Raw genomic sequence first — 24641 nt, forward strand, 5'->3', positions numbered from 1 at the left:
TTAAGTTTCCAAGTCAGTACACTGAGGTGTGTATGGCTTTTGGATCGCAGTGATTGAAGACAGATGTCTATCTATTACTGGATCAAATCAAGCCTATCGGACCATTAGTACCGGTCAACTGAACGCATTACTGCGCTTACATCTCCGGCCTATCGACGTGGTGGTCTACCACGGTCCTCAGGGATACCTTGTTTTGAGGGGGGCTTCCCGCTTAGATGCCTTCAGCGGTTATCCTGTCCGATCATAGCTACCCTGCACTGCTGCTGGCGCAACAACAGGTCCACCAGTGGATCGTTCACCCCGGTCCTCTCGTACTAGGGCAAACTCCTCTCAAGTATCCTACACCCACGGCAGATAGGACCGAACTGTCTCACGACGTTCTAAACCCAGCTCACGTACCTCTTTAAATGGCGAACAGCCATACCCCTTGGGACCTGCTCCAGCCCCAGGATGAGATGAGCCGACATCGAGGTGCCAAACACTGCCGTCGATATGGACTCTTGGGCAGTATCAGCCTGTTATCCCCGGCGTACCTTTTATCCGTTGAGCGATGGCCCTTCCACTCGGGACCACCGGATCACTATGGCCGTCTTTCGACTCTGCTCGACTTGTCAGTCTTGCAGTCGAGGCAGGCGGCGCCATTGCACTCAACGAGCGATTTCCGACCGCTCTGAGCCAACCTTCGCGCGCCTCCGTTACGCTTTAGGAGGCGACCGCCCCAGTCAAACTACCCGCCACACAGGGTCCCGGATCCGGATAACGGACCGCGGTTAGACATCAAGCAATGCAAGGGTGGTATCTCAAGGGAGGCTCCACCGGAACTGGCGTCCCGGTTTCAATGCCCACCACCTATCCTGCACATGCATGGCCTGATGCCAGTGTGAAGCTGTAGTAAAGGTGCACGGGGTCTTTCCGTCTAACCGCGGGAAGCCTGCATCTTGACAGGCAATTCAATTTCGCTGAGTCGATGTTGGAGACAGTGGGGAAGTCGTTACGCCATTCGTGCAGGTCGGAACTTACCGAACGAGAATTTCGCTACCTTAGGACCGTTATAGTTACGGCCGCCGTTTACCTGGGCTTCAATTCGGAGCTCTCACCCCTCCTTTTAACCTTCAGGCACCGGGCAGGCGTCAGACCCTATACGTCGTCTTGCGACTTCGCAGAGCCCTGTGTTTTTAGTAAACAGTCGCCACCCCCTGGTTTGTGCCCCCAGCCAATACTTGCGTAGAAACTGGGCCTCCTTCTCGCGAACTTACGGAGGTATTTTGCCGAGTTCCTTCAACATCGTTCTCTCAAGCGCCTTGGTATGCTCTACCAGTCCACCTGTGTCGGTTTAGGGTACGATCTCATGATGGAGCTATTTCCAGGAACCGATTAGCGCCCCTCCAATCCGATAAGGAGGAACAACCGTCACGATCCGTCACTTCCATCTGGCCCAGGAATATTAACCTGGTTCCCATCGACTACGCCTTTCGGCCTCGCCTTAGGGGTCGGCTTACCCTGCTCAGATTAGCTTTAAGCAGGAACCCTTGGACTTTCGGCGAGAGTGTCTCTCACACTCTTTGTCGCTACTCATGTCATCATTCTCACTAGTGATCTCTCCACGGGATCGCTCACGCGCCCGCTTCATCGAAAGCTCCAAATATCCTCCATGCGGTGCCCGAAGGCACCAAAGAGGATAGGAACTATGTCACACTACGCTCTGCTACCGTGCATTACTGCACCCTAGACTTCGGCTCATGGCTTGAGCCCCGTTACATCTTCGCCGCAGGACAACTTATTTAGACCAGTGAGCTGTTACGCTATCTTTAAAGGATGGCTGCTTCTGCCAACCTCCTGGTTGTTTTGGTCGTCCCACCTGCTTTCCCACTTAGCCATGAATTGGGGGCCTTAGTCGTAGGTCAGGGTTGTTTCCCTCTCCACTACGGACGTTAGCATCCGCAGTGTGTCTGCCATCTAGTACTCCCGGGTATTCGGAGTTTGGTTAGGATCAGTAAGCCTGTGGGGCCCCATTACCCATCCAGTGCTCTACCCCCCGGGGTATTCGGATGACGCTCTACCTAAATAGATTTCGCAGAGAACCAGCTATCTCCGAGTTTGATTGGCCTTTCACCCCTAGGCACAACTCATCCCGACCTTTTCAACAGGTGTGGTTCGGCCCTCCAGTAAGTGTTACCTTACCTTCAGCCTGGTCATGCCTAGATCACTCGGTTTCGGGTCTAATGCATCTAACTCAATCGCCCTATTAAGACTCGCTTTCGCTGCGCCTACACCTAACGGCTTAAGCTTGCTAGATACACTAAGTCGATGACCCATTATACAAAAGGTACGCTGTCAGCCCTCAAGGGGCCTCCAACTGATTGTAGGCGTTCGGTTTCAGGTACTGTTTCACTCCCCTTGTCGGGGTGCTTTTCACCTTTCCCCTCACGGTACTGGTTCGCTATCGGTCAGTAAGGAGTACTTAGCCTTCGAAGGTGGTCCTCCGATCTTCAGACAGAATTTCACGTGTTCCGCCCTACTTAATACATCCCTCAAAGCTTCCTATACGGGGCTATCACCCGCTATGGCTGCGCTTCCCAACGCATTCTAGTCACTCATCAGGCTTGGCTGGTCCCCGTTCGCTCGCCGCTACTAGGGGAGTATCAATTGATTTCCTTTCCTCCGGGTACTTAGATGTTTCAGTTCCCCGGGTTTGCTCTTAAAACCCTATGTATTCAGGTTAAAAGTACCTAATTCAGCACATTATAAGCAGCACCGAAGTGCTATTATAACGAACTGTTAGGTGGGTTCCCCCATTCAGAGATTCATGGATCAAAGCTTATTCTCAGCTCCCCATGACTTATCGCAGAGTATCACGTCTTTCATCGCCTCTTACTGCCAAGGCATCCACCAAACGCCCTTCTCGCGCTTGATTTGATCCAGAAAGAGAGAGACATAAGTCACTCGCGATCCCAACAGCTGGCAAGCAAGGGATCCTGTTTCTGAACCAAAAGTCATACTTTCCCGCTCTTTATCCTGGAACCCAAGCTGCCGATGTCGGTCGGCCCCGCTTGGAGGACAAAGAACAAAATGAGCAACCGCTTGGTTGCTCGGGTTAGTGTACTTGACTTGGACAACTCTGTTCGTTTCAGCCGGCAGACCCTTGGAAGACCGAGGAAACAGTCTTGATCAAAGGCTCGCATCACCCAAGAAGGGATCAGCACCAAACTGAGATCCACCTCTTACTCAAGGGGATCAAACAGTGTTGATTTGTAGTTTTAAGACTAGTCTTAAAACTACTTTGTATCTCTCTAAACGATGTCAAAAACGTCCAGAATGGACGGTTGCAGAACCAAGTGGTGCTTAACGATCAATTCGTAACAGACTGAAGCGAAGAATGGTGGAGCCTAGGAGGATCGAACTCCTGACCTCCTGAATGCAAATCAGGCGCTCTCCCAGCTGAGCTAAGGCCCCATTGTTTGCCAACAGATTTGGTGGGTCGAGGAGGACTTGAACCTCCGACCTCACGCTTATCAGGCGTGCGCTCTAACCACCTGAGCTACCGACCCAAAACAGACCGGCAGGTCTGTGACTTAACGAAGAGATATGAGGACGGCCTGGCCGAGTTTGACCAACTATTGTTGATCTATATGTCCATATTGGACTGCTAAGTGTTCCACGACGTTGGACAAGTCCAATGTTCTAGGAACATCCTTAGAAAGGAGGTGATCCAGCCGCAGGTTCCCCTACGGCTACCTTGTTACGACTTCACCCCAGTCGCTGATCCTACCGTGGTCCGCTGCCTCCAAAAGGTTAGCGCACGGCCGTCGGGTAGAACCAACTCCCATGGTGTGACGGGCGGTGTGTACAAGGCCCGGGAACGTATTCACCGCGTCATGCTGTTACGCGATTACTAGCGATTCCGACTTCATGGGGTCGAGTTGCAGACCCCAATCCGAACTGAGATAGCTTTTGGAGATTAACTCACTGTCACTACCATTGTAGCACGTGTGTAGCCCAACCCGTAAGGGCCATGAGGACTTGACGTCATCCACACCTTCCTCCCGCTTATCACGGGCAGTTTCTCTAGAGTGCCCAGCCGAACTGCTGGCAACTAAAGATGTGGGTTGCGCTCGTTGCGGGTTAACCAGTAACATCTCACGGCATGGGCTGACGTACTGCCATGCAGCACCTGTCGCTGCGATCCATTGCTTCGAAGAACACTCCATCTCTGGAGTTAGCACAGGATGTCAAGGGTTGGTAAGGTTCTGCGCGTTGCTTCGAATTAAACCACATGCTCCACCGCTTGTGCGGGCCCCCGTCAATTCCTTTGAGTTTTAATCTTGCGACCGTACTCCCCAGGCGGAATGCTTAATCCGTTAGGTGTGTCACCGAATAGCATGCTACCCGACGACTGGCATTCATCGTTTACGGTGTGGACTACCAGGGTATCTAATCCTGTTTGCTCCCCACACTTTCGCACCTCAGCGTCAGTATCGAGCCAGTAAGCCGCCTTCGCCACTGGTGTTCCTCCGAATATCTACGAATTTCACCTCTACACTCGGAATTCCACTTACCTCTCTCGAACTCAAGACTACCAGTATCAAAGGCAGTTCCGGGGTTGAGCCCCGGGATTTCACCTCTGACTTAATAGTCCGCCTACGCGCGCTTTACGCCCAGTAATTCCGAACAACGCTAACCCCCTCCGTATTACCGCGGCTGCTGGCACGGAGTTAGCCGGGGTTTCTTTACCTGCTACCGTCATTATCTTCACAGGCGAAAGAGCTTTACGACCCTAGGGCCTTCATCACTCACGCGGCATGGCTGGATCAGGCTTGCGCCCATTGTCCAAGATTCCCCACTGCTGCCTCCCGTAGGAGTCTGGGCCGTGTCTCAGTCCCAGTGTTGCTGATCATCCTCTAAAACCAGCTATAGATCGTAGACTTGGTAGGCCGTTACCCCACCAACTATCTAATCTAACGCGGGCCGATCCAAATCCGATAAATCTTTCCCCCGAAGGGCGTATAAGGTATTACTCACCGTTTCCAGTGGCTATTCCTTAGATCTGGGCACGTTCCCACGCGTTACTAACCCGTCCGCCGCTCCCTCCGAAAAGGGCGCTCGACTTGCATGTGTTAGGCCTGCCGCCAGCGTTCGTTCTGAGCCAGGATCAAACTCTCAAGTTGAAACGATGTTACCATCGTATCCTTAACGTCTGAACCTCTGCACATCACTGACATTCCCCTCGTCACAAGAGGAATGGCAATCCAACCTTCCCGGCAGGAAAAGTTGGAATAAACTGTTTGTGTACTTCAGTTTCCAAAGAAACAAAAAGTCCGACAAACAGTGAAGCTGTTAATTCCATCATCGAGCCGAAGCCCTAGGAACCAGATATACAGAAGTCCGTCTGTCGATTACAAACCAAACCGCCCGCATATCTCTTCGATATCATCACAATGTCAAAAAACGTGGCCAGCCAAAAACCAACCGAAGAGACAAACAAGACCAGATGCGCCCTAACTTCCGGCGCGCCCCGCCTCAAATTCCCTAGATGACCAACCAAACAGCGTCGCTGCCCCGTCGGTGAAGCGGGTTCTATGCTTAGTGCCGAGAACCCGCAAGCGGTTTTTTCACCTTTTTGACTCTTTTTTGAATTTTTTACGAAACCCTATACAAAACAGCACCTTACAACCCGCTCAACCTCAATCATGCATATAAATGCCGTCTCCCGCTCCTGCTGGATCACAAATTGATGCGGCATCGCGGCGTTATCCACAGACTCGCCCAGACAGCCGCCGGGTCGATCCCAAAACTCGGCACTCCCCAAATGCGACAGAAAGCATTAGCCTGCCCTCAAGACACTCAAAAAGCGCGGCGCAGAATGGCAGTCACAGGCTTCAATATACTTATTATAGGTCAATCCGGTCGCCTGACATTTGAGGCGATACTGCTGATCGCGTCCCTGCGCATGAATTCACCCAGTTTCGATGGAAAACTCTATGTGGCCGAGCCCGCACCTGGCCCGCTCTGGCCTCGCGCGCGCGGGATCACTAACGCCAAGCATCGAGAGATCCTGACCGAACTGGGCGCCGAGCTTATCCAATTTGACAGCACGCAGTTTGGGGCGGACTATCCCTATGGCAACAAGATCGAAGCGCTCAAGGCCCTACCCAAAGGCGAACCCTTTCTGTTCCTAGACACGGACACCTTGATCCTAGGTGATCTGACCAAGGTGCCCTTCGACTTTGACGTGCCCAGCGCGTCGCAGCGCGTGGAAGGAACCTGGCCAACACCCGAACTCTACGGGCCTGGCTACACTGATATCTGGAAGTCCCTCTATGATCGCTTCGGCCTCGACTTGGAAAGCTCCCTCGATCTGAACCAGCCTGACGAATACTGGCGGCGCTATCTCTATTTCAACGCGGGGTTCTTCTATTACCGTTGCCCACATGAATTTGGCACGCGGTTCCTGGAGTATGCGGTAGAGATCCGCGACAACCCGCCCAAGGAACTTGTCTGCCAGTCGCTGGATCCTTGGCTGGACCAAGTCGCCCTGCCCCTTGTTATTCATTCCTTAGGCGGCAAGCGCGACGCCTTGCCCAAGGGATTGATGGATGAAGAGATCACCTGTCACTACCGCATGTTCCCGCTGCTCTATGCCAAAGAAAGCGACCGTGTGGTTGAGGTTCTGGAATCAGTTGCCAAAGACAAAGCGCTTAAACCGATCCTGAAGCAATATGATCCAATCAAATTCATGGTCTATCACGGGCGCGGTCATAAGGTGCGCGCCATGTTTGATCGCGAGAACCTGCCGCGCAAGGAAAAGGCCATCCGCAACAAGATCCGCAAAGCTGGATTTTGGATGCGCTAGGCCGCGGATTTGACGCAACTCAGACCTGCCCCTAGTCTGTATCAATCCAGACCGGAGCCCGCCCCATGTCCCGCAGCAAATGGAACCATGTCCCTGACGCCCTGCCCTTAAAGGTGAACCCTTTGTGGCAGTGGCCGCTGAACCTGCGTGCGGCTTTTGACTGGTGGTGGCGAGGATGGTTTCCCATGACCGTCAGCTTGATGATCGTGGGGCTATCCATAGCTCTGTGGATCTTTGCCAGCCCGGGCCTAGACACAGCAACGACACCCGGCCTTTGGATCTTCGGCATCTGGCTGCGCAATCTGGTGATCGTCGCGCTTCTGGCGCAGGGCCTGCATCTGGTACTTTATCGCTGGAAATGGCAAGGCAGCGCCAGGAAATACGACCCGCGTCCCTATCCCCGAAAGGGGCGGATGTTCACCTTTGGCGATCAGTATCTCGACAATGTGTTTTGGGCGCTCGCCTCTGGCGTCACGATTTGGACGATGTTTGAAGCGCTCATCCTTTGGGCCATGGCAAACGGGCTGGCGCCGATATGGTATTGGTCGGATGGGCCGATCTGGTTCATCGCGATCCTTCTGCTGATCCCACCGTGGGAGAGCCTCTATTTCTATGGCATCCATCGCCTGCTACACAGCCGCCTGCTCTATCGCTTTCATGCGCTGCATCATCGCAATACGGATGTCGGGCCGTGGTCGGGGCTGTCGATGCATCCGGTGGAACACCTGCTCTATTTCGGCACGGCTTTGATCCATTTTATTGTGCCGACGCATCCGGTGCATGTGATCTGTCACCTTATGTTCTTTGGGCTTTATGCCATCGTGACCCATTCGGGGTTTGAGGGCCTCTGGCGCAACGGCAAAAAGCGGCTGCATTTGGGGAACTTCCATCACCAGATGCACCATCGGTTCTTTGAGGTGAACTATGGCACGCTTGAGATCCCGATGGACAAGCTCTTTGGTACGTTTCACGACGGCACCGAAGCGGGAGACGCGATGATGAAAGAGCGCCTAAAGACCCGCAAGCGTCCTCTGGACTAAGGCGTCGTGCCGTAGCGCGGCAAACAAGCCATTGAAAGCCCGCGCCCTGCCGCCTACACATTTACCAACAGTTTTTGGAGGATGACGATGACCGACGGACCTACCTACGGTTTTGATACTTTGCAAATTCACGCAGGCGCGCGGCCAGACCCTGCGACAGGGGCTCGGCAAACGCCGATCCACCAGTCCACGGCATTCGTGTTCCGCGATTCTGACCACGCAGCGGCGCTGTTTAACCTACAAGAAGTGGGGTTCATCTATTCCCGCCTGACCAACCCGACAATTGCAGTTCTGCAAGAACGCATTGCGACGCTGGAAAACGGTGTCGGTGCGGTCTGCTGTTCTTCGGGTCATGCGGCACAGATCATGGCGCTGTTTCCGCTGATGCAACCGGGCTGCAATGTTGTGGCCTCCAACCGTCTTTATGGCGGTACGATCACCCAGTTCAGCCAGACCATCAAACGCTTTGGCTGGAGCGCGAAATTCGTTGATATCGATGACACAGAAGCGCTGGCTGAGGCGATCGACGAAAACACCCGCGCGGTCTTCTGTGAGTCTATCGCCAACCCCGGTGGCCATATCGCAGATCTTCCGGCCATTGCAGCGGTTGCGGATAACGCGGGCATTCCTCTGATCGTGGATAACACCACCGCGACGCCGTACCTGTGTAACCCAATCAGCCTTGGCGCGACCTTGGTTGTGCATTCCACCACCAAATATCTGACCGGCAATGGCACCGTCACCGGCGGCTGCGTGGTGGACAGCGGGAAATTCGACTGGTCTGCCAATGACAAATTCCCGTCGATGTCCACACCAGAGCCCGCCTATCACGGCCTGAAATTCCACGAGACCTTTGGTCCTCTGGCCTTCACGTTCCATTCCATCGCGATCGGGTTGCGCGACCTTGGCATGACGATGAATCCGCAAGCGGCGCATTATACATTGATGGGGATCGAGACGCTGTCCCTGCGGATGCAGCGCCATGTGGAAAACGCGACAGATCTGGCGGAGTGGCTCGAGGGTCATGACGCGGTAGACTATGTGACCTATGCCGGTCTGAAATCGTCGCCCTACTATGACCGTATGGCCAAGATCTGCCCGAAAGGTGCGTCCGCCCTGTTCACGATTTCCCTGAAGGGCGGCTATGACGCCTGTGTCAAACTGGTCGATAGCCTCGAAATCTTTAGCCATGTGGCCAACCTTGGTGATGCGCGCTCGCTGATCATTCACCCGGCGTCGACCACGCACCGTCAGTTGACCGTCGAGCAACAGACCGCAGCGGGCGCAGGTCCGAGCATTGTGCGTCTGTCTATTGGTATTGAAGACATCCAAGACCTCAAAGGCGATCTGGACCGCGCGCTGAATGCCGCGGGCAAGTAAGCCGAGCACAGCGCCGGTCCGGTGGGTCGGCGCTGTAACGTCAGTTATAGACACTTAATAGTGGCAAAATCCGTCGGGCATTCTTGAACGGCAACCAAGTTGCCTAAGCGCCGGCCCTTCGGGACCGGTCCGGCGCTGTGCTCGGCGGGCCTTTGGCCCTTGTTCCGAGCACCAGTCCTTACTCTGCAATCTCAAAAGTGATCGTGACCCGCGACGAGGTCGAGACCTCTCCCTCGGCAATCGGAACGGCATCTGACATGACCATCGCCGAGCGCTCCATAAACATCGGCTGCGGCGAAGACGTCACCCCATCCGTCAGCTCAATAATCTTGCCTAGCGAAACGCCTGCTGCTTCCGCATAAAGCTCAGCCTTGGCGCGCGCATCGGCAACCGCACGGCGACGTGCCTCGTTTTTGGCGTCGGTGGAATCCTGCAGTCCAAAGCTCAAACCGTTGAACGTATTGGCCCCATCCTCAACCACCTGATCCAGCAACCCACCCAGCTTGTCCAAATCGCGCACGCGAATATGCACCGTATTGCCCGCAGAATAGCCGCGTATGTTGCGCCCACCGTGGCGGTTATAACTGTCGTCCCACACTGGGTTCAGGTAGAGCCCGCTGGTCTGCACGTCTTTCGCCTCTACGCCCAACTCTGCCAAGGTCGCCAAAACCGTCGCAGTCGCCTCGCTCACCTGATCCAGCGCATCATCCGCCTGTTTCGCCGCAAACTGCGAGCCAAGTGTGATCGTTGCCATATCCGGCGCCTGCTCGACCGAGCCCTGCCCCTGCACAACAATCTCGCCCGCCAAACCAAAGGACGGCACGGCAAGTGCCAAAGCGAGAGCCCAAGAGTGAATTTTCAACATATGATTGCCTCCAAGTAACCGAAGCATCCCCGATCGGCATTGCAACGCGCATTGCGCCGCAGATCAACCGCTTTTGCTTTGCCTCGGCGGCTTCCTGCTGTAAAGTTTGCGCGTAGACCCCATACCCTCGTAAGTTTAGGTCCAGTACTTAGTTATGAAGCCCGATTTTGCCTTATCCCTTTCCATGGAAGGCATCACGTTGCTGTGTCGCGCAGAAACGGGGTGGCATTTGTTGGGCGATGTGCCTCTGGATCACCGCGATCTGGGCGGAGCATTGGCCGAATTGCGCGCAGAAGGCGAAGCATTGGTCGACGGCCCGGCGGCCTGCAAACTGATCCTGCCAAATGATCAGATCAAATACCTGAGTGTCGCAGCCACTGAAGAAGACGCCGAAGCCCAAGTCGCGGCCGCACTGGACGGAGCCACGCCCTATGCCGTCAGCGAACTGTCTTATGACTTCACCGAGGTCGATGACATCTTTCAGGTGGCCGCTGTCGCCATCGACACTCTGCGCGAAGCCGAAGCTTTTGCTGTTGAACACGGGTTTGCGCCGGTCAGCTTTGTCGCTGTTCCTGACGGTGACGAATTTGACGGAGAGCCGTTTTTTGGCGCAACCGGTGTCGCAGGACAATTCCTTGAGGCTGATGAATATCCAGAACCTGATATCCTCGCCGTTGAAATTTCTGGTGCAGGCGCTCCATTTGATTTCAAACCGCTCTACAGCAAACCCGCGACTTTTGACGAAGCTCCGTCATTTGCGTCGCGTAGACGTCCTAGCCAGGAAGAGCCCCTCGCTCCGCTAACGCCCATCGCAGACCCAGTCGCGCCCACAGAGGCGGCCCCATTGGTCACGCAAGACACGATTGTTGCCCCTCCGACCACGCCTGCCGCGACACCAAACCTGTCTGACAAAACCCCGCGCTTTGATCCGGCCACTTTGGCCGCCGGGCTAAAAGCGCATCCAAAGGGCGCCATGGTTCCGGCCCTTGAGGTCGCAAATCCCGCACCTAAGGTACGGCAAGAGTCGTTTGTGGGCGTAACATCCCATCCCATGTCAGACCTGCCGCGGCACAAGGTGATCTCTCTTTATCTGATCGCTTTTTTCGTCGTGATTTTGGCAGCAGCCGTCACATGGGCTGCCCTGTTCACAGAGGACGGAGTCGCAACGCTCTGGCAAGGCCAGGAAACAACTCAGGTTGCAGCCCAGCCAGACCCTGTGGTCGACACGCAACCTCTCGCGCCGGTTTCGCCCGAAACAATCACCGACAGCGCAGAGATCGAAGCGCTCGAAGACGATGGCATCTATGATCCCGTTGAAGCGGCGATTGAACCCTCGCTTGAGGCCGAAGCGCGCTACGCCGCCACAGGCATCTGGGATTTCGCACCCCGTCAACCAAGCCTGCCAGTGACGGAAGGGACAGAGGGAATTTACGTTGGCTCTTTTGAGGTCTCCCAGCAGACCCACGATGCCATTGCGCTGCCAAAGATCGAAAGCTTTGAAAGCGATCTGAGCCTGCCAGTGCAATATGATCCGCTGCCAGCAGGTACCCAAATCGAATTCGATGATCGCGGGCTGGTTGTAGCCACGCGCGAAGGCGCTTTGACGCCGGAATGGATCACCGTTTTCGCAGGCAAGCCAGCGGTCGTCCCCGCGTCCTTCCCCAGCCGTGATGCTGTCGTTGTTGTCACGCCGGAGCGCGCAGAAGATCCCGCGCTTCTGCAACTGGCCAGCCTGCGACCACAAGCGCGTCCCGGCGATCTGGTCGAGCAAAACGAACGCGCCACTTTGGGTGGCAGCACCCTTTCCGAGCTTGCAGGCTTGCGGCCACGCTTGCGTCCCGACGATCCCGCGTTGGAAGCCGCTGCTGCTGTGGTCGCCTCTATCGATCCAACCGATCTTGAAGGCGCAACCAACCAAGCTGTCCTTTCCAGCCTGCGCCCCGCTTTGCGTCCAAATGGGTTTGAAGCCAAAGCCGCGAAGGTTCAGGAACAACTCGCCGCTGTTGCGGTGCCACCGGCTCAGGTCACAACCCCGTCGATCCCGAGCTCGGCTTCTGTCGCACGGTCTGCCACACAGACCAATGCGATCAACCTGCGCAAGATCAATCTGATCGGCGTCTATGGCACGTCCAGCGACCGCCGTGCCTTGGTACGCCTGTCGACTGGCCGCTATAGAAAGGTGAAAGTCGGAGATCGGCTGGATGGCGGACGTGTGTCAGCCATCGGCGAAAGCGAGCTGCGGTACGTGAAAGGTAGCCGAAGCATCGTATTGGCGCTGCCAAAAGGCTGAAATCGCCGCCGCCTGTTTCGGGGGGAAATCTAGCGCATCTTTTCCCGTTTTTGCTAATAGTCATGAATCTAAGGTTCCCAGGGAAACGCAGCGCCCTATGGCCTGCCCAATAGAGGGAATACCATGGAACTCATTATCAGCCTGATCGCAGGCGCTATCGGTGGCAATGTCGCGGGCGGTGCCATCAAGAACATCAACCAAGGAAGTGTTATCAACTCGATTGCCGGGATCCTCGGCGGCGGACTTGGCGGCTCTATTCTGTCAATGGTAGGCGCTGGCGCCCTTGATGGAGGCGGCGGCATGGACCTTATGTCGATTGTAGGCCAGCTTGTCAGCGGCGGCGTTGGCGGTGGCGTGGTGCTGGCCGCGGTGAGCGTAATCCGCAATGCTCTAGGCAAGTAATGATACGGCCCGCGTCCTAGTCAGACGCGGGCCGTTTCTGCATGCTAAGCGAGATCGGGCTTACTCTGCCACCAACTCGCCAGTGTCGATCTGCTCTTGTTCGATGCTTTCAAACAGAGCTTTGAAGTTGCCTTCGCCAAATCCGTCGTCGCCTTTGCGCTGAATGAATTCAAAGAAGATCGGGCCGATCACAGTTTTGGAGAAAATCTGCAGCAGGATCTTGGTCTCTCCGCCGTTTAGAACGCCTTCGCCGTCGATCAGAATGCCGTGCTTCATCATGCGGTCTTTGGGTTCGGTGTGATCCTTCACGCGCTCATAGGACAGATCGTAATAGGCCTCGTTCGGGCCAGGCATGAACTTCAGACCTTTGTCCGCGATCGCATCAGTTGAGCTATAGATGTCGTTCGAGCCAACAGCGATGTGCTGAATGCCTTCGCCTTTGTACTTCTTCAGATAGCTGACGATCTGACCGGTCTCGCCGCGATCTTCGTTGATCGGGATACGGATCTTGCCGCAAGGGCTGGTCAGCGCGCGCGAAAACAGGCCGGTGAATTTGCCTTCGATGTCAAAGAAACGGATTTCACGGAAGTTGAACAGATCGCCGTAGAATTTGAACCAAACGTCCATATTCCCTTTGAAGACATTGTGGGTCAGGTGATCGAGATAGAAGAACCCGTCGCCCTCAGGCTTGGATTGCGTGGTCCAGTCGAATTCTTCGTTGTAAGGCGATGTGTCGTAATACTGATCGGTGAAATAGATCAGAGACCCGCCGATGCCTTCGATTGCAGGCCAATCGACAGTTTTGTCATCTGCGTCATATGGCTTGGCACCTTTGGACACAGCATGCTCATAGGCTTTTTGTGCATCCACAACGCGCCATGCCATCGCCGAGGCACAAGGGCCGTGCTCGTCGGCGAAACGCGCAGCAAAGCTGTTGGGTTCGTTGTTCAGCACATAGGTGATGTCACCCTGCTGCCAAAGTTCGATGGCTTTGGTCTTGTGGTTGGCCACATGGGCATAGCCCATGCGTGCAAACAACTCGCGCAGTTCCTGCGGCTCTGGGTGCGCAAATTCGACGAACTCGAAACCGTCGGTGCCAGCCGGGTTAAAATCAGAGATCTCGGCGCGGGGGGCGTCATGTGGGAAAGGACCCATGGGGCAGCTCCATATATTGCGTGTTAAAGGTGTTTCATCCAATCTACGCGCATGCCAGAGCGCAAAATCCGCAAAATTGCGTACAATATTTACATTCTTCGCGTATCATTTAAATAATTCCGCAAAATTACGCGCAAAATTCGCATTATGCTTGATCAAACCGACAAAAACCTGCTGTCCGCTCTGCAAAACGACGCTCAATTGACGGCGCAGCAGTTAGGAGAGCAGTTGAACCTCTCGACAAGTCAGGCAGGCCGTCGCAGGCAGAGGCTTGAGGCAGAAGGCTATATCCAAAACTATGCGGCCAAGATCGACCCGATCCGTGTCGGCCTGACGGTGCAGGCCTTTGTGCAGGTGCAACTGTCCACCCATGGCCCGAACCAAAGCACCTCAATCAATCGCCTGTTTTCCCTAAGGCCTGAAATCACAAGCGTCTGGACCCTGACAGGAGACGCAGATTACCTGCTGCGCGTCTATTGCGAAGACCTCTCAGCCCTAAACCGCCTGATCCACGAGGTGCTCTTGCCGCATGAGGCCGTCAGCCGCGTGCAAAGCCAGATCGTCATGGACCAACTCAAACGCGACGCGCCCTTGCCTACTTAAAGAAAGCCCATCATGGACGTATTTCTCTACCAAGCCACGATCTTCCTTGTTGCGATGGTGATCGCTGTACCGCTGGCCTCGCGCATGGGGCTGGGGTCGGTTCTGGGATACTTGATGGCGGGGGTTATGATTGGCCCCGTACTGGGTTTGATGGGCAGCGACGAAACCCAAAGCCTGCAGCATGTCGCCGAATTTGGCGTAGTGATGATGCTGTTCATCATCGGACTTGAACTGGATCCTCGCGCGCTTTGGGACATGCGCCACAAGCTGCTTGGCCTTGGAGGTCTGCAGATCACCCTTACGACGGCGGCTGTCTGGGTACTGTTCAGTCAATGGGGCTATGCTTGGTCAATTGCGCTGGCCGTTGGCTTGATCTTTGCCCTGTCGTCCACAGCAATTGTCCTTCAAACACTCGACGAAAAAGGGCTGATGCAAACGCCCGGAGGCCGCTCGACCTTTTCAGTCCTCTTGATGCAGGACATCGCCGTGATCCCGATGCTGGCGCTTTTGCCGCTGCTGGCGCTGCCCGTTGTCCCCGAGATCGCCGCAGATGGTTCTATTTCGCTGGGAGGTCATCACGACGATCACCATGCGACCCTATCCATAGTCGAAGGCCTGCCGAGCTGGGGCGTCACGCTTGTCACCATCGGAGTGGTGGGCGGCGTAATCCTTGCAGGCATTTACCTCGTGCGTCCCATGTTCCGCTTCATCGACAAGGCAGGCCTGCGCGAGATGTATACGGCTCTGGCCCTTTTGATCGTGGTCGGCATTGGATTCTTGATGATGCTTGTAGGGCTATCAGCGGCGCTCGGAACCTTCCTTGCAGGTGTGGTCCTCGCTAATTCGGAATTCCGCCACGAACTGGAAAGCGACCTTGAGCCCTTTAAGGGCCTGCTCTTGGGGATCTTTTTCATCACTGTCGGCGCGCAGATCGATTTCCCGACATTGTTTCAGGATCCTCTGAATATCCTCGGGCTGACGCTCTCGGTCATCGCGATCAAAATGGTGATCCTGTTTATCCTGGGCCGCGCCTTTGGCCTGAGGGGGCGCGATCAATGGCTCTTTGCCTTGGCACTCGCACAGGCCGGAGAATTTGGCTTCGTGCTGATTTCCTTCGCCCTGCAAACCAATGTGCTGCCAACAGACCTGTCAGAGACACTCTTGCTGGTCGTCGCCCTGTCGATGCTGATCACGCCGCTTTTGTTCATCCTATATGAGCTGCTCTCAGCGCGCATGCAGGATACAGACGAGGACCACGAGCCTGACGAAATTGACGAGCTCGGCCCTGTGATCATCGCTGGGATCGGTCGGTTCGGCCAGATCGTAAACCGCCTTGTGCGCGCCTCGGGCTTCAAGACAGTGGTCCTTGATCGCAACCTCGAGACCATCGAAACCATGCGCCGGTTCGGCGTCCGCGCCTATGTCGGAGACCCGACCCGCCCTGACCTTCTGCGCGCGGCGGGTCTTAAGGATGCAAAAGTTCTGGTGATTGCGCTCGATGACCCGGCCTCGGCGCTGCGCCTTGTGAAACACGCCCGCAAGGAACGGCCCGACCTGCATATCATCGCCCGCGCGACGGATCGTCCGACCGTGTTTAAACTGTTCCAAGCCGGGGCCAATGACATCGTCCGCGAAATGTTTGACAGCAGCTTGCGTGCGGGACGCTATGTGCTCGAAAACATGGGCCTCACAGAATATGAGGCCGCCATGGCCGAAGAAGCCTTCTATCACCACGACCGCGACGCTGTACGGGAACTCGCGCTTCTGTGGCGCGAGGACATCCCGGGGTCGCAAAACAAACCCTATATCGACAAAGCGATGGAGCTTGAGGCCGAGCTCCAGACCGTCCTCACAGCCCAGATCGGCAAGGACCCTTAGCCTGCAGACACGCCCGCTTCGGCAAAGGTCGCCATACCCGAGTGACAGGCGACCGCGGATTTCACGATATTGATCGCCAGCGCGCCACCAGAGGCCTCGCCCAGACGCATGTTCATCGCCAAAAGCGGCTCTTTGCCGAGGTTCTTCAGCACATTGAAATGCGCCGCCTCGGCACTGACGTGACCGGCCACACAGTGATCGAGCGCGCTACCCTCTTCGGCCGCCAAAGTCGCCGCTGCCGCAGAACAGATGAACCCGTCCAGAACCACCGGAATACGCGCAACCCGAGCCTTGGCAATCGCGCCCGCCATCGCGGCCAGCTCACGACCACCCAGACAGCGCAGCACTTCCAGACCGCTGCGATCCGCGTTCATCGCAACGCCTTCGCGCACAACCCGCGCTTTGGTTGCGAGGCCCGCATCATCAACACCGGTGCCGCGACCAACCCAATCCTCAGCCTCTCCGCCATAAAGCGCATGAGCAATCGCCGCTGCCGAGGTCGTATTACCGATCCCCATTTCGCCAACAACCAAAAGGTCGGTGCCGTCAGCAACCGCGTTCCAACCGGTCAAAAGGGCCTCAACCACCTCGGCTTCGCTCATCGCGGGGCCTTGGGTGAAATCTGCTGTCGGATTGTCCAAATCCAAAGCATGCACGTCCAGCGTCGCGCCTGCCGCCTTAGACAGCTGATTGATCGCCGCGCCGCCGTGCTGAAAGTTCATGACCATCTGCACGGTCACTTCGGCTGGAAAAGCAGACACGCCCTGCGCCGTGACACCGTGATTTCCGGCAAAAACAATCACCTGAGGCGCCTCAATCGAAGGCTTCGCATCCCCGCGCCAGCCCGCGTACCAAACGGCGATTTCCTCAAGACGCCCCAAGGATCCCGGAGGCTTCGTCAGCTGGCCATTACGCTCCTCAGCTGCGCCATAGGCCGCGCCATCAGAGGCCGGCGCGCCCGCCAAAAGGCTGCGGAATTCAGCGAGTGTTGAAAAAGCCTGAGTCATGGTCGTCCCTCTATCCCCCGTAAGTTGACAAGTTCTTTAGCGCAGTGTCAGGTGATCACAAGTCCATAAGGGACATTCAGGTGGAAAGTCACGACATGTCAGCCCCGCAATTCAAAGATGTCGCAACGGCACTGGCGCTGTTGACTAGGTTTCCGGTGAAAGCAGAGTTTGATCGTACTGCACAGGCAAGCTGGGCCTATCCGTTTGCAGGCACCGTTTTGGGCACTTGCGCGGCGCTTATGACGGCCATCGCGATGTGGCTGGGCGTCGATCCGATGCTGGCGGCTGGGATTTATTTGGCGGCGACGGCTTTCATGTCCGGCGCCATGCACGAAGACGGTCTCGCCGATACGGCTGATGGTTTCTGGGGCGGCTGGGATCCAGCGCGCCGTCTTGAGATCATGAAAGACAGCGCCATTGGAGCCTATGGTGTCATCGCCCTGATCCTCAGCCTGATCACCCGCTGGGCCGCAGTCTGGCTGTTGATCGACGGCGGCTGGTGGTTCTTTCCCCTGATCGCCATCGAAACCCTGTCCCGCAGCGCGATGCCTGCCCTAATGCACGCTCTGCCAAACGCGCGCGAGAGTGGCCTCAGCCAATCCCAAGGCCGCCCGGATATGGCAACCGCGGGCCTTGCTATCGCGAGCGCCTCTGTCCTGTCGCTTTTGCTGATCGGTCTCACCACGATCCCGCTGTTGATCTTCGGAGCCCTTGCCGCGACCGGCATAGCCCTCCTCGCCAAGGCGAAAATCGGCGGCCAAACCGGCGACGTGCTCGGCGCGACGCAACAGATCACGGCAATCGTTTTGTTGATGGTGCTCGCCTAAGCTTTCATCTTGCCAAAAATACTCACCGCAAGACCGCGCAACGAAAAACCGCGCCCGAAAGGACGCGGTTCCTCAATTCTTGCGATTGAAAGCTTTATGCCGCGCGCGCGGTCAGAACCTCATCAACCTGCTTGGCCGCCAGCACTTCGTCGCCGCCAGACACAGCTGCAACTTCGCGGGTCAGACGCTCCAGAGCCGCTTCATAGAGCTGACGCTCAGAATAGCTCTGCTCGCGCTGATCGTCGGTGCGGTGCAAATCGCGCACAACCTCGGCAATCGCGATCAGATCACCCGAGTTGATCTTTTGCTCATATTCCTGAGCCCGGCGCGACCACATCGCGCGCTTGACCTTGGCTTTGCCCTTCAGCGTCTTCATTGCCTGGCTGATCACGTCAGGAGAGCTGAGGCCACGCATGCCAATCGCGGTCGCCTTATGGGTCGGCACCCGCAGAGTCATCTTGTCTTTCTCAAAGGAAATCACAAAGAGTTCCAGGTCGATGCCCGCGATCTCTTGTTCCTCGATGGAAACGATCTGACCCACGCCATGCGCAGGGTAAACGACAAAGTCGTTCGGGCGGAATTCGTTCTTTTTCTTGCTCATTCAGTACTTCTTCCTACAAGAGCCAAAACCACGCAGCGAAAGAAACACATGTGCGGAAATCGGCATTCCGCCCAGGGCTTCATTTTGGCGCAAAAAACCATCCGATGGCTCAGGGCCTAAGGGATGGTATCAGGTGGTCCTATTCATATGTCATAAAAACATAGCATAAAAACTGACCAGTTCAAAGCACCCGCAGCATGATTGCCGGTTTATCGGAATACAATCAGGGGGTTAGCTAGATGATTTTTGCCAGAATCATGCCGCTGCGCAGCGAATCGAGGCTGAGAATCAATTCTTAGCCGCCTTCGCCGGGCGCCTCAGAGAAGTATTTCTCCATCTTGCCCTCTTCGCCATCACGCTCTTCATAACCCGGCATCGGGTCTTTCTTAGAGATGATGACCGGCCAGATTTCCGCGTATTTGCGGTTGAACTCGACCCATTTTTCCATGTCAGGCTCGGTATCTGGCGAGATCGCTTCTGCGGGGCACTCAGGTTCGCAGACGCCACAGTCGATGCATTCATCCGGATGGATCACCAGCGTGTTCTCACCCTCATAGAAGCAATCCACAGGACAGACTTCCACACAGTCGGTGTATTTACAGGCGATGCAGTTTTCGGTGACGACATAGGTCATGGGCGTAATTCCTGAGCTTTCGCGCTCTAGCTAATTCAAAGCGGCCTATTCTTCAAGCGGCCGGGATTTCATAAGATCGAGATTGCGTCGATCGCGTTTGGTCGGGCGACCTTTTCCCTCAAAACTCACCCCTGTCGGAGTTTTCTTCTCAGGTTCGGTCATATCAAAATAGAGCGCCTGAGCCTCAGAAGCAGGTCCGCGACGCGTCCCCAAAGCCTCAATACGCGCAACGCGGATACGCTTGGCCTGTGGAAAGGTCAAGACATCGCCAATGGCAACCGAATGACTTGGCTTGCTGATTTTCTGTCCGTTGATGCGAACGTGACCGCCAGAGACGATTTTGGCCGCGAGGGTCCGCGTCTTGAAGAACCGCGCGTGCCAGAGCCATTTATCAATGCGAAGTTTGGCGGGAGCGTCGGTCATCCTGCTGTCCTGAAAGTGGCGCGCCCGAAAGCGCGCCGGTCAGATTAGCTCTTTTCCTTAAGCGCCATAAGCGCTGCGAAAGGATTGTCGGGATCGATGGCTTTTTCTCTCTTGGGTGGACGCGCCTGGAAGCTTTTGGCTTTGTCCTGACGCGGCTTGCCGCCTTGTTTGCCACCGGGCTTGCCTTGACGACGCCCTTTGGGGGCTCCGCCGTCGCGGCGCGTCTTTTGGCCCTGGCCGCTGCGGTTTTGCTGACGCGCGCCGCGGTTGCCACCCCAAGTGAAGGTATAAAACACGTCGAGTTCTGGCTCTGCAGGTGCATCGGCCGCGGCCTCCGCCGGTGCCTCATCCGCCGCTGGCGCTGGGACGTCTTCGGATGCAGCCTCAGCACTCGCCTCAGGCTTCACCTTCGGACGTTCGCCGCGCTCGGCGTTATAGCCCAGACCCTTCATCAGATCCGCGAATTGTTCCAGCGTCATACCGGTGATCGAAAGCATATCCGGATTGGCCTCAAAGCCACCACGGCTGTCCTCGGTACGAAGCATATCGGCAAGCCGTTCCAGCATGTCGATGCGGATCGCCCGCTCGCCTGCCGCTCGGTAGCCCGCCATCGCGTGATACCCTTGCGGCGCGCCCTCACCCGCTGGCACAGTGACCAGGCCCGGGGGCGGTGCTTCTGGGAACTCGCCCAGACCCTTGGACAAAGACCACAACACCAAACGCAGACGCGTTGGCGCAGGTTTCAGCATCAGCGGCATAAAGATCGTGAACTGACCGAACCGGATGCCATGCTTGCGCAGCACGCCGCGGGCGTCCTGATCCAATGCCTTGACGTCGTCGGCCACATCTCCACGCGGCAGAACGCCAAGCGCTTCTACCATCTGGAACGCAAAACCGCGCGCAAGGCCAGACAGCTCTTCATCACGCGACAGGTTCAACAGAGGCTCAAACAGAGCCGCGATCTTGCGGTCGATGAAATGCTGCAGGCGGCGTTGCACTTTCTGTGCCACATCCGGCCCGGCTTCGTCATCGACAAAAACCTCAACCATCGGCTTCAGAGGCTCTGCCCCTGCGACCAGTTTCCCGACCGCATATTCGCCCCACATGAGGCCGCCCTGTTCGGTGAAATCAATTTCCGTATCAGGCGCATTGTAAAAGCGATCTGCCCGCAGATGAAATTGCGGTGCGAGCGCCGCAAGACTGGCCTGACGAAGCGTTTTGCCTTCGGCTCCTTGCGCAGACTTGTCAGCTTGAAATCTAAATCCTTCGAGACGACCGACGAATTCCCCCTCGACGGTCACATCTCCATTTTCATTTACTTCGGCCAAAAGGGCCTCCTTCTGTTTGAGCCGCCGGAGCAGAACCGAGGTTCGGCGGTCCACAAATTTTTCGGTCAATCTTGCGTGTAGTGCATCTGACAGGCGATCTTCTACAGCGCGAGTCTCGTCCCGCCAATAATTTTCGTCGTCAATCCAACCATTTCGCTGCGCGACGTAGGTCCATGTACGTATAAATGCAACTCTTTTGGACAGGGTATCGATGTTCCCGTCCACGCGGTCGATTCGCTTGACCTGACGTAAGAACCAGTCGTTGGGGATCGAGCCGCGTTCATGCAGGTGTGTGTAGATGCCCTCGAGGAGGCTTGCGTGTTCATTATGGCTGATGCCGCGGAAGTCCGGCACACGGCAGACATCCCACAACAAGCGCACGGATTTTGCGTCACTGGCGCGGGCGCGAATCTCGGCCTCGCGGGCCAGAGTTTTCAACGCCATAAGGTCATCCGCTTCGCGCGCCTTGACCAATCGCTCGTCGCTGGTGGGCTCCTCAAGGCTGTTGATCAAGGCATCGATGTGGCCGAACCTAAGATCCGCATTTCGCCAGACCAGTTTGCGTACCGGCGCGAAGCGATGCTCCATGATGGCTTCGGCCACAGGCTCATCCAAGGGCCGCGCTTCGCCCGTTACCCCAAAGGTGCCATGACTCATGCCCCGCCCCGCGCGACCTGCGATCTGGGCCAGTTCATTCGGCATCAAATCGCGCATCCGGCGGCCGTCAAACTTGTTGGTGCCCGCAAAAGCAACGTGGTCGATGTCCAGATTGAGCCCCATGCCAATCGCATCGGTGGCCACCAGAAAATCCACATCGCCATTTTGATAGAGCGCCACCTGGGCATTTCTGGTCCGCGGGCTCAGCGCGCCCATGACCACTGCAGCACCGCCCTTTTGACGCTTCATCAGCTCGGCAATCGCATAGAGGTTATCGACCGAGAAACTCACAATCGCAGAGCGTGGCTGCATCCGCGAGATCTTGCGGCTGCCGGAATAACTGAGCGTCGACATACGCTCACGGCGGATGAACTGCGCCTCTGGGATCAGATCGGCAATGACCCCGCGCATGGAATCCGAGCCCAGAAACATCGTCTCGTGCAGCCCCCGCGCACGCAGCAGACGGTCCGTAAACACATGCCCCCGCTCGGGATCCGCACAGAGCTGGATTTCGTCTACGGCGAGGAAGTCACAGCCCATGCCCTCGGGCATCGCCTCGACCGTACAGACCCAATATTGAGCACGCGGCGGTAGAATACGTTCCTCGCCCGTCACCAAGGCCACCACCGATGGCCCCCGGGCGGCAACGATCTTGTCATAAACCTCGCGCGCCAAAAGGCGTAAAGGCAGGCCAATCACACCGGTGCGATGGCCCAGCATACGTTCAATCGCCAAATGGGTTTTACCCGTATTGGTCGGTCCCAAGACCGCGGTCACCCGCCCCTGCTGCGCCATCGTGTTGCCTTTGAATTAGAGGGTCTGACCCTTTGCGAGCGGCTCAAGCCGCGCCATGGTCTCAGATAGGTCGGGATAGTGGGGATGTATAGTCTGCAAAAGCTCCATCGCCTCAAAGGCATCCGCAGGGCGGCCAATGGTTTCTAGGATCACGCCTAACCCATAGATCGCCTCATAGTGCTGCGGATTGATCGCCAAAGCATGTTCCAGATCCGACAGAGCCATGCCGTAATAGCCCATACGCACAAACGCCCCCGCCCGACTGACCCAGCCCTCGGCGAATTCCGGCGCATGATCGGTGAGGGCCGAAAGGTGATCGACCGCTGCCTCAACCTCGCCGCGCTCCAAAGCATCTAGGCCGCGCTTGAGCAGAAAATCTGCCGACGCAGACCCGGATTTCCGCCACAAAAGCTCGATTTCCCCAGAGATCCGCTGCGCCGCCGTCGCATCCGCCTCACGCAACTCTTGCATCAAGCCCTCTAAACGGTCTTGCGCTGCCGCAACACCAGCAAGTAAGGCAAACATAACTGCCGCCACGGCAAGTTTAAGATTATGTGGTAAGCGAAGCATATCAGTCATAAATGTAACCTGAACGGAGGGATTTACCAGCCTTCTGTGGATCACATCTAAGAAAGGTTGGACCATGAGCGATATCGTGACCAAGGCCGTAGAGGCTCTGACTGAAAAACTGGGCGGCGACGCGTTCGACGGCTCTGCGAAATTTGAAATTGAAGGCGAAGGCGCGATTGTCATCGACAGCGACGGCGTGCGCGCAAGCGATGATGACACCGACGTGACCCTGACGGCAGATGCCGACACCTTCCAGGAAATCCTCGAAGGCGAGCTGAACCCGACCGCAGCCTTCATGGGCGGCCGCCTGTCTGTCGACGGCGACATGGGCATGGCGATGAAACTGGGAAGCGTTCTCGGCTAATGAACCTGTCATCCGCACCCTACCACGCAACAATCCCTGATGAGCCTCATGCCGAGGCCTATTGGGTGAAGACTGCGGATGACATCCGACTGCGCGTCGCGCATTGGGCGGTTCCCAAAGCAAAGGGAACCGTTCTGCTGTTTCCCGGGCGCACGGAATATATCGAGAAATACGCGGTAACAGCCGCGGATTTCGCAGAGCACGGCTATGGCGTCTATGCGCTTGACTGGCGCGGCCAGGGCCTTGCTGATCGTGTGGCGGAGGATCATCGCGTCGGCCACGTAGATGACTTCGCTGACTACCAAATCGACATGGACGCGGCGATTGCAGCTGCCGAGGCTCTGGAGCTGCCAAAACCTTGGTATCTGCTTGGGCACTCTATGGGCGGCTGCATCGGATTACGCGCGCTCTATCGCGGACTGGATGTAAAGGCCGCCGCGTTTTCAGGCCCCATGTGGGGGCTGGGATCCACGGCGCTGGTGCGCACTTTCGGCAAGATGCTTGGCGGTGCGGCAACCAAAACCGGCTTTGGGGAACATTTCGCCCCGGGCGGCAGCAAAGAGATCTATGTGCTGCACGACACATTCCCCGACAACGGCCTGACAACCGACAGCGCTATGTATGTCCGCATGCAGGACCAAGCCCGCGCCAATCCCGAACTGGTGGTCGCAGGGTTTTCCTACCAATGGGTTTATGAGGCCTTCAAAGAAACCGAAGCCTTGGAAAAGATCCCCTCCCCTAGCCTGCCTTGCCTGACCATCGTCGGATCAGACGAAGACATCGTGAACCCTGCGGGGATTGAAAACCGCATGGCGCGCTGGCCCAAAGGCGAACTCATGCTGATCCCGCGCGGCAAGCATGAAGTCCTGATGGATAGCAAAGCCATGCGCGGCCCAGCCATCGCAGCCATGGCAGATCTCTTTTCACAACATTGCTAAGTTGCAGCCCTTGCACCTTAGCCCCCCCTCTGCC

The 24641-nt window shown here is 56.5% G+C and carries 18 protein-coding genes, 2 tRNA genes and 2 rRNA genes; 10 read left to right on the forward strand and 12 right to left on the reverse strand.

Annotated elements, in window-relative coordinates:
* Window positions 1-83 precede the first annotated feature (83 nt).
* The 4 genes from HZ995_RS01305 to HZ995_RS01320 all read right to left on the reverse strand — a co-directional run bounded on the left by HZ995_RS01305 (window position 84) and on the right by HZ995_RS01320 (window position 5165).
* A 23S ribosomal RNA gene (locus tag HZ995_RS01305) occupies window positions 84-2914 on the reverse strand.
* Between the two features lie 463 nt (window positions 2915-3377).
* Window positions 3378-3453 (reverse strand) — tRNA-Ala (locus tag HZ995_RS01310).
* A gap of 18 nt (window positions 3454-3471) precedes the next feature.
* Window positions 3472-3548: transfer RNA gene (locus HZ995_RS01315), tRNA-Ile, on the reverse strand.
* A 149-nt stretch (window positions 3549-3697) separates the two neighbouring features.
* Window positions 3698-5165, reverse strand: a 16S ribosomal RNA gene (locus HZ995_RS01320).
* Together the 16S and 23S rRNA genes with 2 tRNA genes alongside form the textbook arrangement of a ribosomal RNA operon.
* A gap of 695 nt (window positions 5166-5860) precedes the next feature.
* Between HZ995_RS01320 and HZ995_RS01325 the strand changes: the two genes are divergently transcribed.
* From HZ995_RS01325 to HZ995_RS01335, 3 genes are all read left to right on the forward strand, one after another.
* Entirely contained in the window at window positions 5861-6850 is a 990-nt protein-coding gene (locus HZ995_RS01325) for a hypothetical protein (RefSeq protein WP_209356898.1), read from the forward strand.
* 65 nt (window positions 6851-6915) lie between these two features.
* Window positions 6916-7890: a sterol desaturase family protein gene (locus HZ995_RS01330; RefSeq protein ID WP_209356899.1), complete on the forward strand. Its 975-nt coding sequence runs from the start codon at window positions 6916-6918 to the stop codon at window positions 7888-7890.
* 87 nt (window positions 7891-7977) lie between these two features.
* Window positions 7978-9270 carry an O-acetylhomoserine aminocarboxypropyltransferase/cysteine synthase family protein gene (locus HZ995_RS01335; protein ID WP_209356900.1) on the forward strand — a complete coding sequence of 431 codons (1293 nt, stop codon included), beginning with the start codon at window positions 7978-7980 and terminating at the stop codon, window positions 9268-9270.
* A 178-nt stretch (window positions 9271-9448) separates the two neighbouring features.
* Here the strand turns inward: HZ995_RS01335 and HZ995_RS01340 are convergent, their stop codons facing one another.
* Entirely contained in the window at window positions 9449-10135 is a 687-nt protein-coding gene (locus HZ995_RS01340) for an SIMPL domain-containing protein (RefSeq protein WP_209356901.1), read from the reverse strand.
* Window positions 10136-10289: 154 nt separating this feature from the next.
* On the opposite strand from HZ995_RS01340, the gene HZ995_RS01345 reads away from it, so the two are divergent.
* Both HZ995_RS01345 and HZ995_RS01350 read left to right on the forward strand, forming a co-directional pair.
* The gene (locus tag HZ995_RS01345) at window positions 10290-12425 is read left to right on the forward strand and encodes a hypothetical protein (protein WP_209356902.1); all 2136 of its coding nucleotides are present in this window, start codon (window positions 10290-10292) and stop codon (window positions 12423-12425) included.
* A 123-nt stretch (window positions 12426-12548) separates the two neighbouring features.
* Window positions 12549-12827, forward strand: a complete 279-nt coding sequence (locus HZ995_RS01350) for a hypothetical protein (protein WP_209356903.1) — start codon at window positions 12549-12551, stop codon at window positions 12825-12827.
* 60 nt (window positions 12828-12887) lie between these two features.
* On the opposite strand, the gene hppD is transcribed toward HZ995_RS01350, so the two are convergent.
* The gene (gene hppD / locus HZ995_RS01355; protein WP_209356904.1) at window positions 12888-13982 is read right to left on the reverse strand and encodes a 4-hydroxyphenylpyruvate dioxygenase; all 1095 of its coding nucleotides are present in this window, start codon (window positions 13980-13982) and stop codon (window positions 12888-12890) included.
* Between the two features lie 147 nt (window positions 13983-14129).
* On the opposite strand from hppD, the gene HZ995_RS01360 reads away from it, so the two are divergent.
* Entirely contained in the window at window positions 14130-14585 is a 456-nt protein-coding gene (locus HZ995_RS01360) for an Lrp/AsnC family transcriptional regulator (RefSeq protein WP_209356905.1), read from the forward strand.
* A gap of 12 nt (window positions 14586-14597) precedes the next feature.
* Window positions 14598-16463: a cation:proton antiporter gene (locus tag HZ995_RS01365; RefSeq protein ID WP_209356906.1), complete on the forward strand. Its 1866-nt coding sequence runs from the start codon at window positions 14598-14600 to the stop codon at window positions 16461-16463.
* Here the strand turns inward: HZ995_RS01365 and cobT are convergent.
* A complete protein-coding gene (gene cobT / locus HZ995_RS01370; RefSeq protein ID WP_209356907.1) occupies window positions 16460-17470 on the reverse strand; it encodes a nicotinate-nucleotide--dimethylbenzimidazole phosphoribosyltransferase in 1011 nt (336 codons plus the stop codon). The genes HZ995_RS01365 and cobT overlap by 4 nt on opposite strands.
* A 95-nt stretch (window positions 17471-17565) precedes the next feature.
* Between cobT and HZ995_RS01375 the strand changes: the two genes are divergently transcribed.
* On the forward strand, window positions 17566-18297 hold the full coding sequence (locus tag HZ995_RS01375) for an adenosylcobinamide-GDP ribazoletransferase (protein ID WP_209356908.1): 732 nt from the start codon (window positions 17566-17568) through the stop codon (window positions 18295-18297).
* 94 nt (window positions 18298-18391) lie between these two features.
* On the opposite strand, the gene HZ995_RS01380 is transcribed toward HZ995_RS01375, so the two are convergent.
* The 5 genes from HZ995_RS01380 to HZ995_RS01400 all read right to left on the reverse strand — a co-directional run bounded on the left by HZ995_RS01380 (window position 18392) and on the right by HZ995_RS01400 (window position 23260).
* Window positions 18392-18898, reverse strand: a complete 507-nt coding sequence (locus HZ995_RS01380; RefSeq protein ID WP_209356909.1) for a CarD family transcriptional regulator — start codon at window positions 18896-18898, stop codon at window positions 18392-18394.
* Between the two features lie 295 nt (window positions 18899-19193).
* Entirely contained in the window at window positions 19194-19532 is a 339-nt protein-coding gene (gene fdxA / locus HZ995_RS01385; RefSeq protein WP_209356910.1) for a ferredoxin FdxA, read from the reverse strand.
* Between the two features lie 45 nt (window positions 19533-19577).
* A complete protein-coding gene (locus HZ995_RS01390) occupies window positions 19578-19955 on the reverse strand; it encodes an RNA-binding S4 domain-containing protein (RefSeq protein WP_209356911.1) in 378 nt (125 codons plus the stop codon).
* Window positions 19956-19999: 44 nt separating this feature from the next.
* Window positions 20000-22735: a helicase-related protein gene (locus HZ995_RS01395; RefSeq protein ID WP_209356912.1), complete on the reverse strand. Its 2736-nt coding sequence runs from the start codon at window positions 22733-22735 to the stop codon at window positions 20000-20002.
* Between the two features lie 15 nt (window positions 22736-22750).
* A complete protein-coding gene (locus HZ995_RS01400) occupies window positions 22751-23260 on the reverse strand; it encodes a tetratricopeptide repeat protein (protein WP_209356913.1) in 510 nt (169 codons plus the stop codon).
* 118 nt (window positions 23261-23378) lie between these two features.
* Between HZ995_RS01400 and HZ995_RS01405 the strand changes: the two genes are divergently transcribed.
* Window positions 23379-23669: an SCP2 sterol-binding domain-containing protein gene (locus HZ995_RS01405; RefSeq protein WP_209356914.1), complete on the forward strand. Its 291-nt coding sequence runs from the start codon at window positions 23379-23381 to the stop codon at window positions 23667-23669.
* The gene (locus tag HZ995_RS01410; protein ID WP_245168702.1) at window positions 23669-24607 is read left to right on the forward strand and encodes an alpha/beta hydrolase; all 939 of its coding nucleotides are present in this window, start codon (window positions 23669-23671) and stop codon (window positions 24605-24607) included. Before HZ995_RS01405 ends, HZ995_RS01410 begins: the two co-directional genes overlap by 1 nt.
* Window positions 24608-24641: the final 34 nt, after the last annotated feature.

The organism is Cognatishimia activa (assembly GCF_017798205.1).
Taxonomy (GTDB): Bacteria; Pseudomonadota; Alphaproteobacteria; order Rhodobacterales; family Rhodobacteraceae; genus Cognatishimia; species Cognatishimia activa_A.

Excerpts from the sequence above, each read along its gene's own strand:
- HZ995_RS01325 (WP_209356898.1), top strand. The coding sequence starts at position 5,861 with ATGGCAGTCACAGGCTTCAATATACTTATTATAGGTCAATCCGGTCGC.
- HZ995_RS01330 (WP_209356899.1), top strand. The coding sequence starts at position 6,916 with ATGTCCCGCAGCAAATGGAACCATGTCCCTGACGCCCTGCCCTTAAAG.
- HZ995_RS01335 (WP_209356900.1), top strand. The coding sequence starts at position 7,978 with ATGACCGACGGACCTACCTACGGTTTTGATACTTTGCAAATTCACGCA.
- HZ995_RS01340 (WP_209356901.1), bottom strand. The coding sequence starts at position 10,135 with ATGTTGAAAATTCACTCTTGGGCTCTCGCTTTGGCACTTGCCGTGCCG.
- HZ995_RS01345 (WP_209356902.1), top strand. The coding sequence starts at position 10,290 with ATGAAGCCCGATTTTGCCTTATCCCTTTCCATGGAAGGCATCACGTTG.
- HZ995_RS01350 (WP_209356903.1), top strand. The coding sequence starts at position 12,549 with ATGGAACTCATTATCAGCCTGATCGCAGGCGCTATCGGTGGCAATGTC.
- hppD (WP_209356904.1), bottom strand. The coding sequence starts at position 13,982 with ATGGGTCCTTTCCCACATGACGCCCCCCGCGCCGAGATCTCTGATTTT.
- HZ995_RS01360 (WP_209356905.1), top strand. The coding sequence starts at position 14,130 with ATGCTTGATCAAACCGACAAAAACCTGCTGTCCGCTCTGCAAAACGAC.
- HZ995_RS01365 (WP_209356906.1), top strand. The coding sequence starts at position 14,598 with ATGGACGTATTTCTCTACCAAGCCACGATCTTCCTTGTTGCGATGGTG.
- cobT (WP_209356907.1), bottom strand. The coding sequence starts at position 17,470 with ATGACTCAGGCTTTTTCAACACTCGCTGAATTCCGCAGCCTTTTGGCG.
- HZ995_RS01375 (WP_209356908.1), top strand. The coding sequence starts at position 17,566 with ATGTCAGCCCCGCAATTCAAAGATGTCGCAACGGCACTGGCGCTGTTG.
- HZ995_RS01380 (WP_209356909.1), bottom strand. The coding sequence starts at position 18,898 with ATGAGCAAGAAAAAGAACGAATTCCGCCCGAACGACTTTGTCGTTTAC.
- fdxA (WP_209356910.1), bottom strand. The coding sequence starts at position 19,532 with ATGACCTATGTCGTCACCGAAAACTGCATCGCCTGTAAATACACCGAC.
- HZ995_RS01390 (WP_209356911.1), bottom strand. The coding sequence starts at position 19,955 with ATGACCGACGCTCCCGCCAAACTTCGCATTGATAAATGGCTCTGGCAC.
- HZ995_RS01395 (WP_209356912.1), bottom strand. The coding sequence starts at position 22,735 with ATGGCGCAGCAGGGGCGGGTGACCGCGGTCTTGGGACCGACCAATACG.
- HZ995_RS01400 (WP_209356913.1), bottom strand. The coding sequence starts at position 23,260 with ATGTTTGCCTTACTTGCTGGTGTTGCGGCAGCGCAAGACCGTTTAGAG.
- HZ995_RS01405 (WP_209356914.1), top strand. The coding sequence starts at position 23,379 with ATGAGCGATATCGTGACCAAGGCCGTAGAGGCTCTGACTGAAAAACTG.
- HZ995_RS01410 (WP_245168702.1), top strand. The coding sequence starts at position 23,669 with ATGAACCTGTCATCCGCACCCTACCACGCAACAATCCCTGATGAGCCT.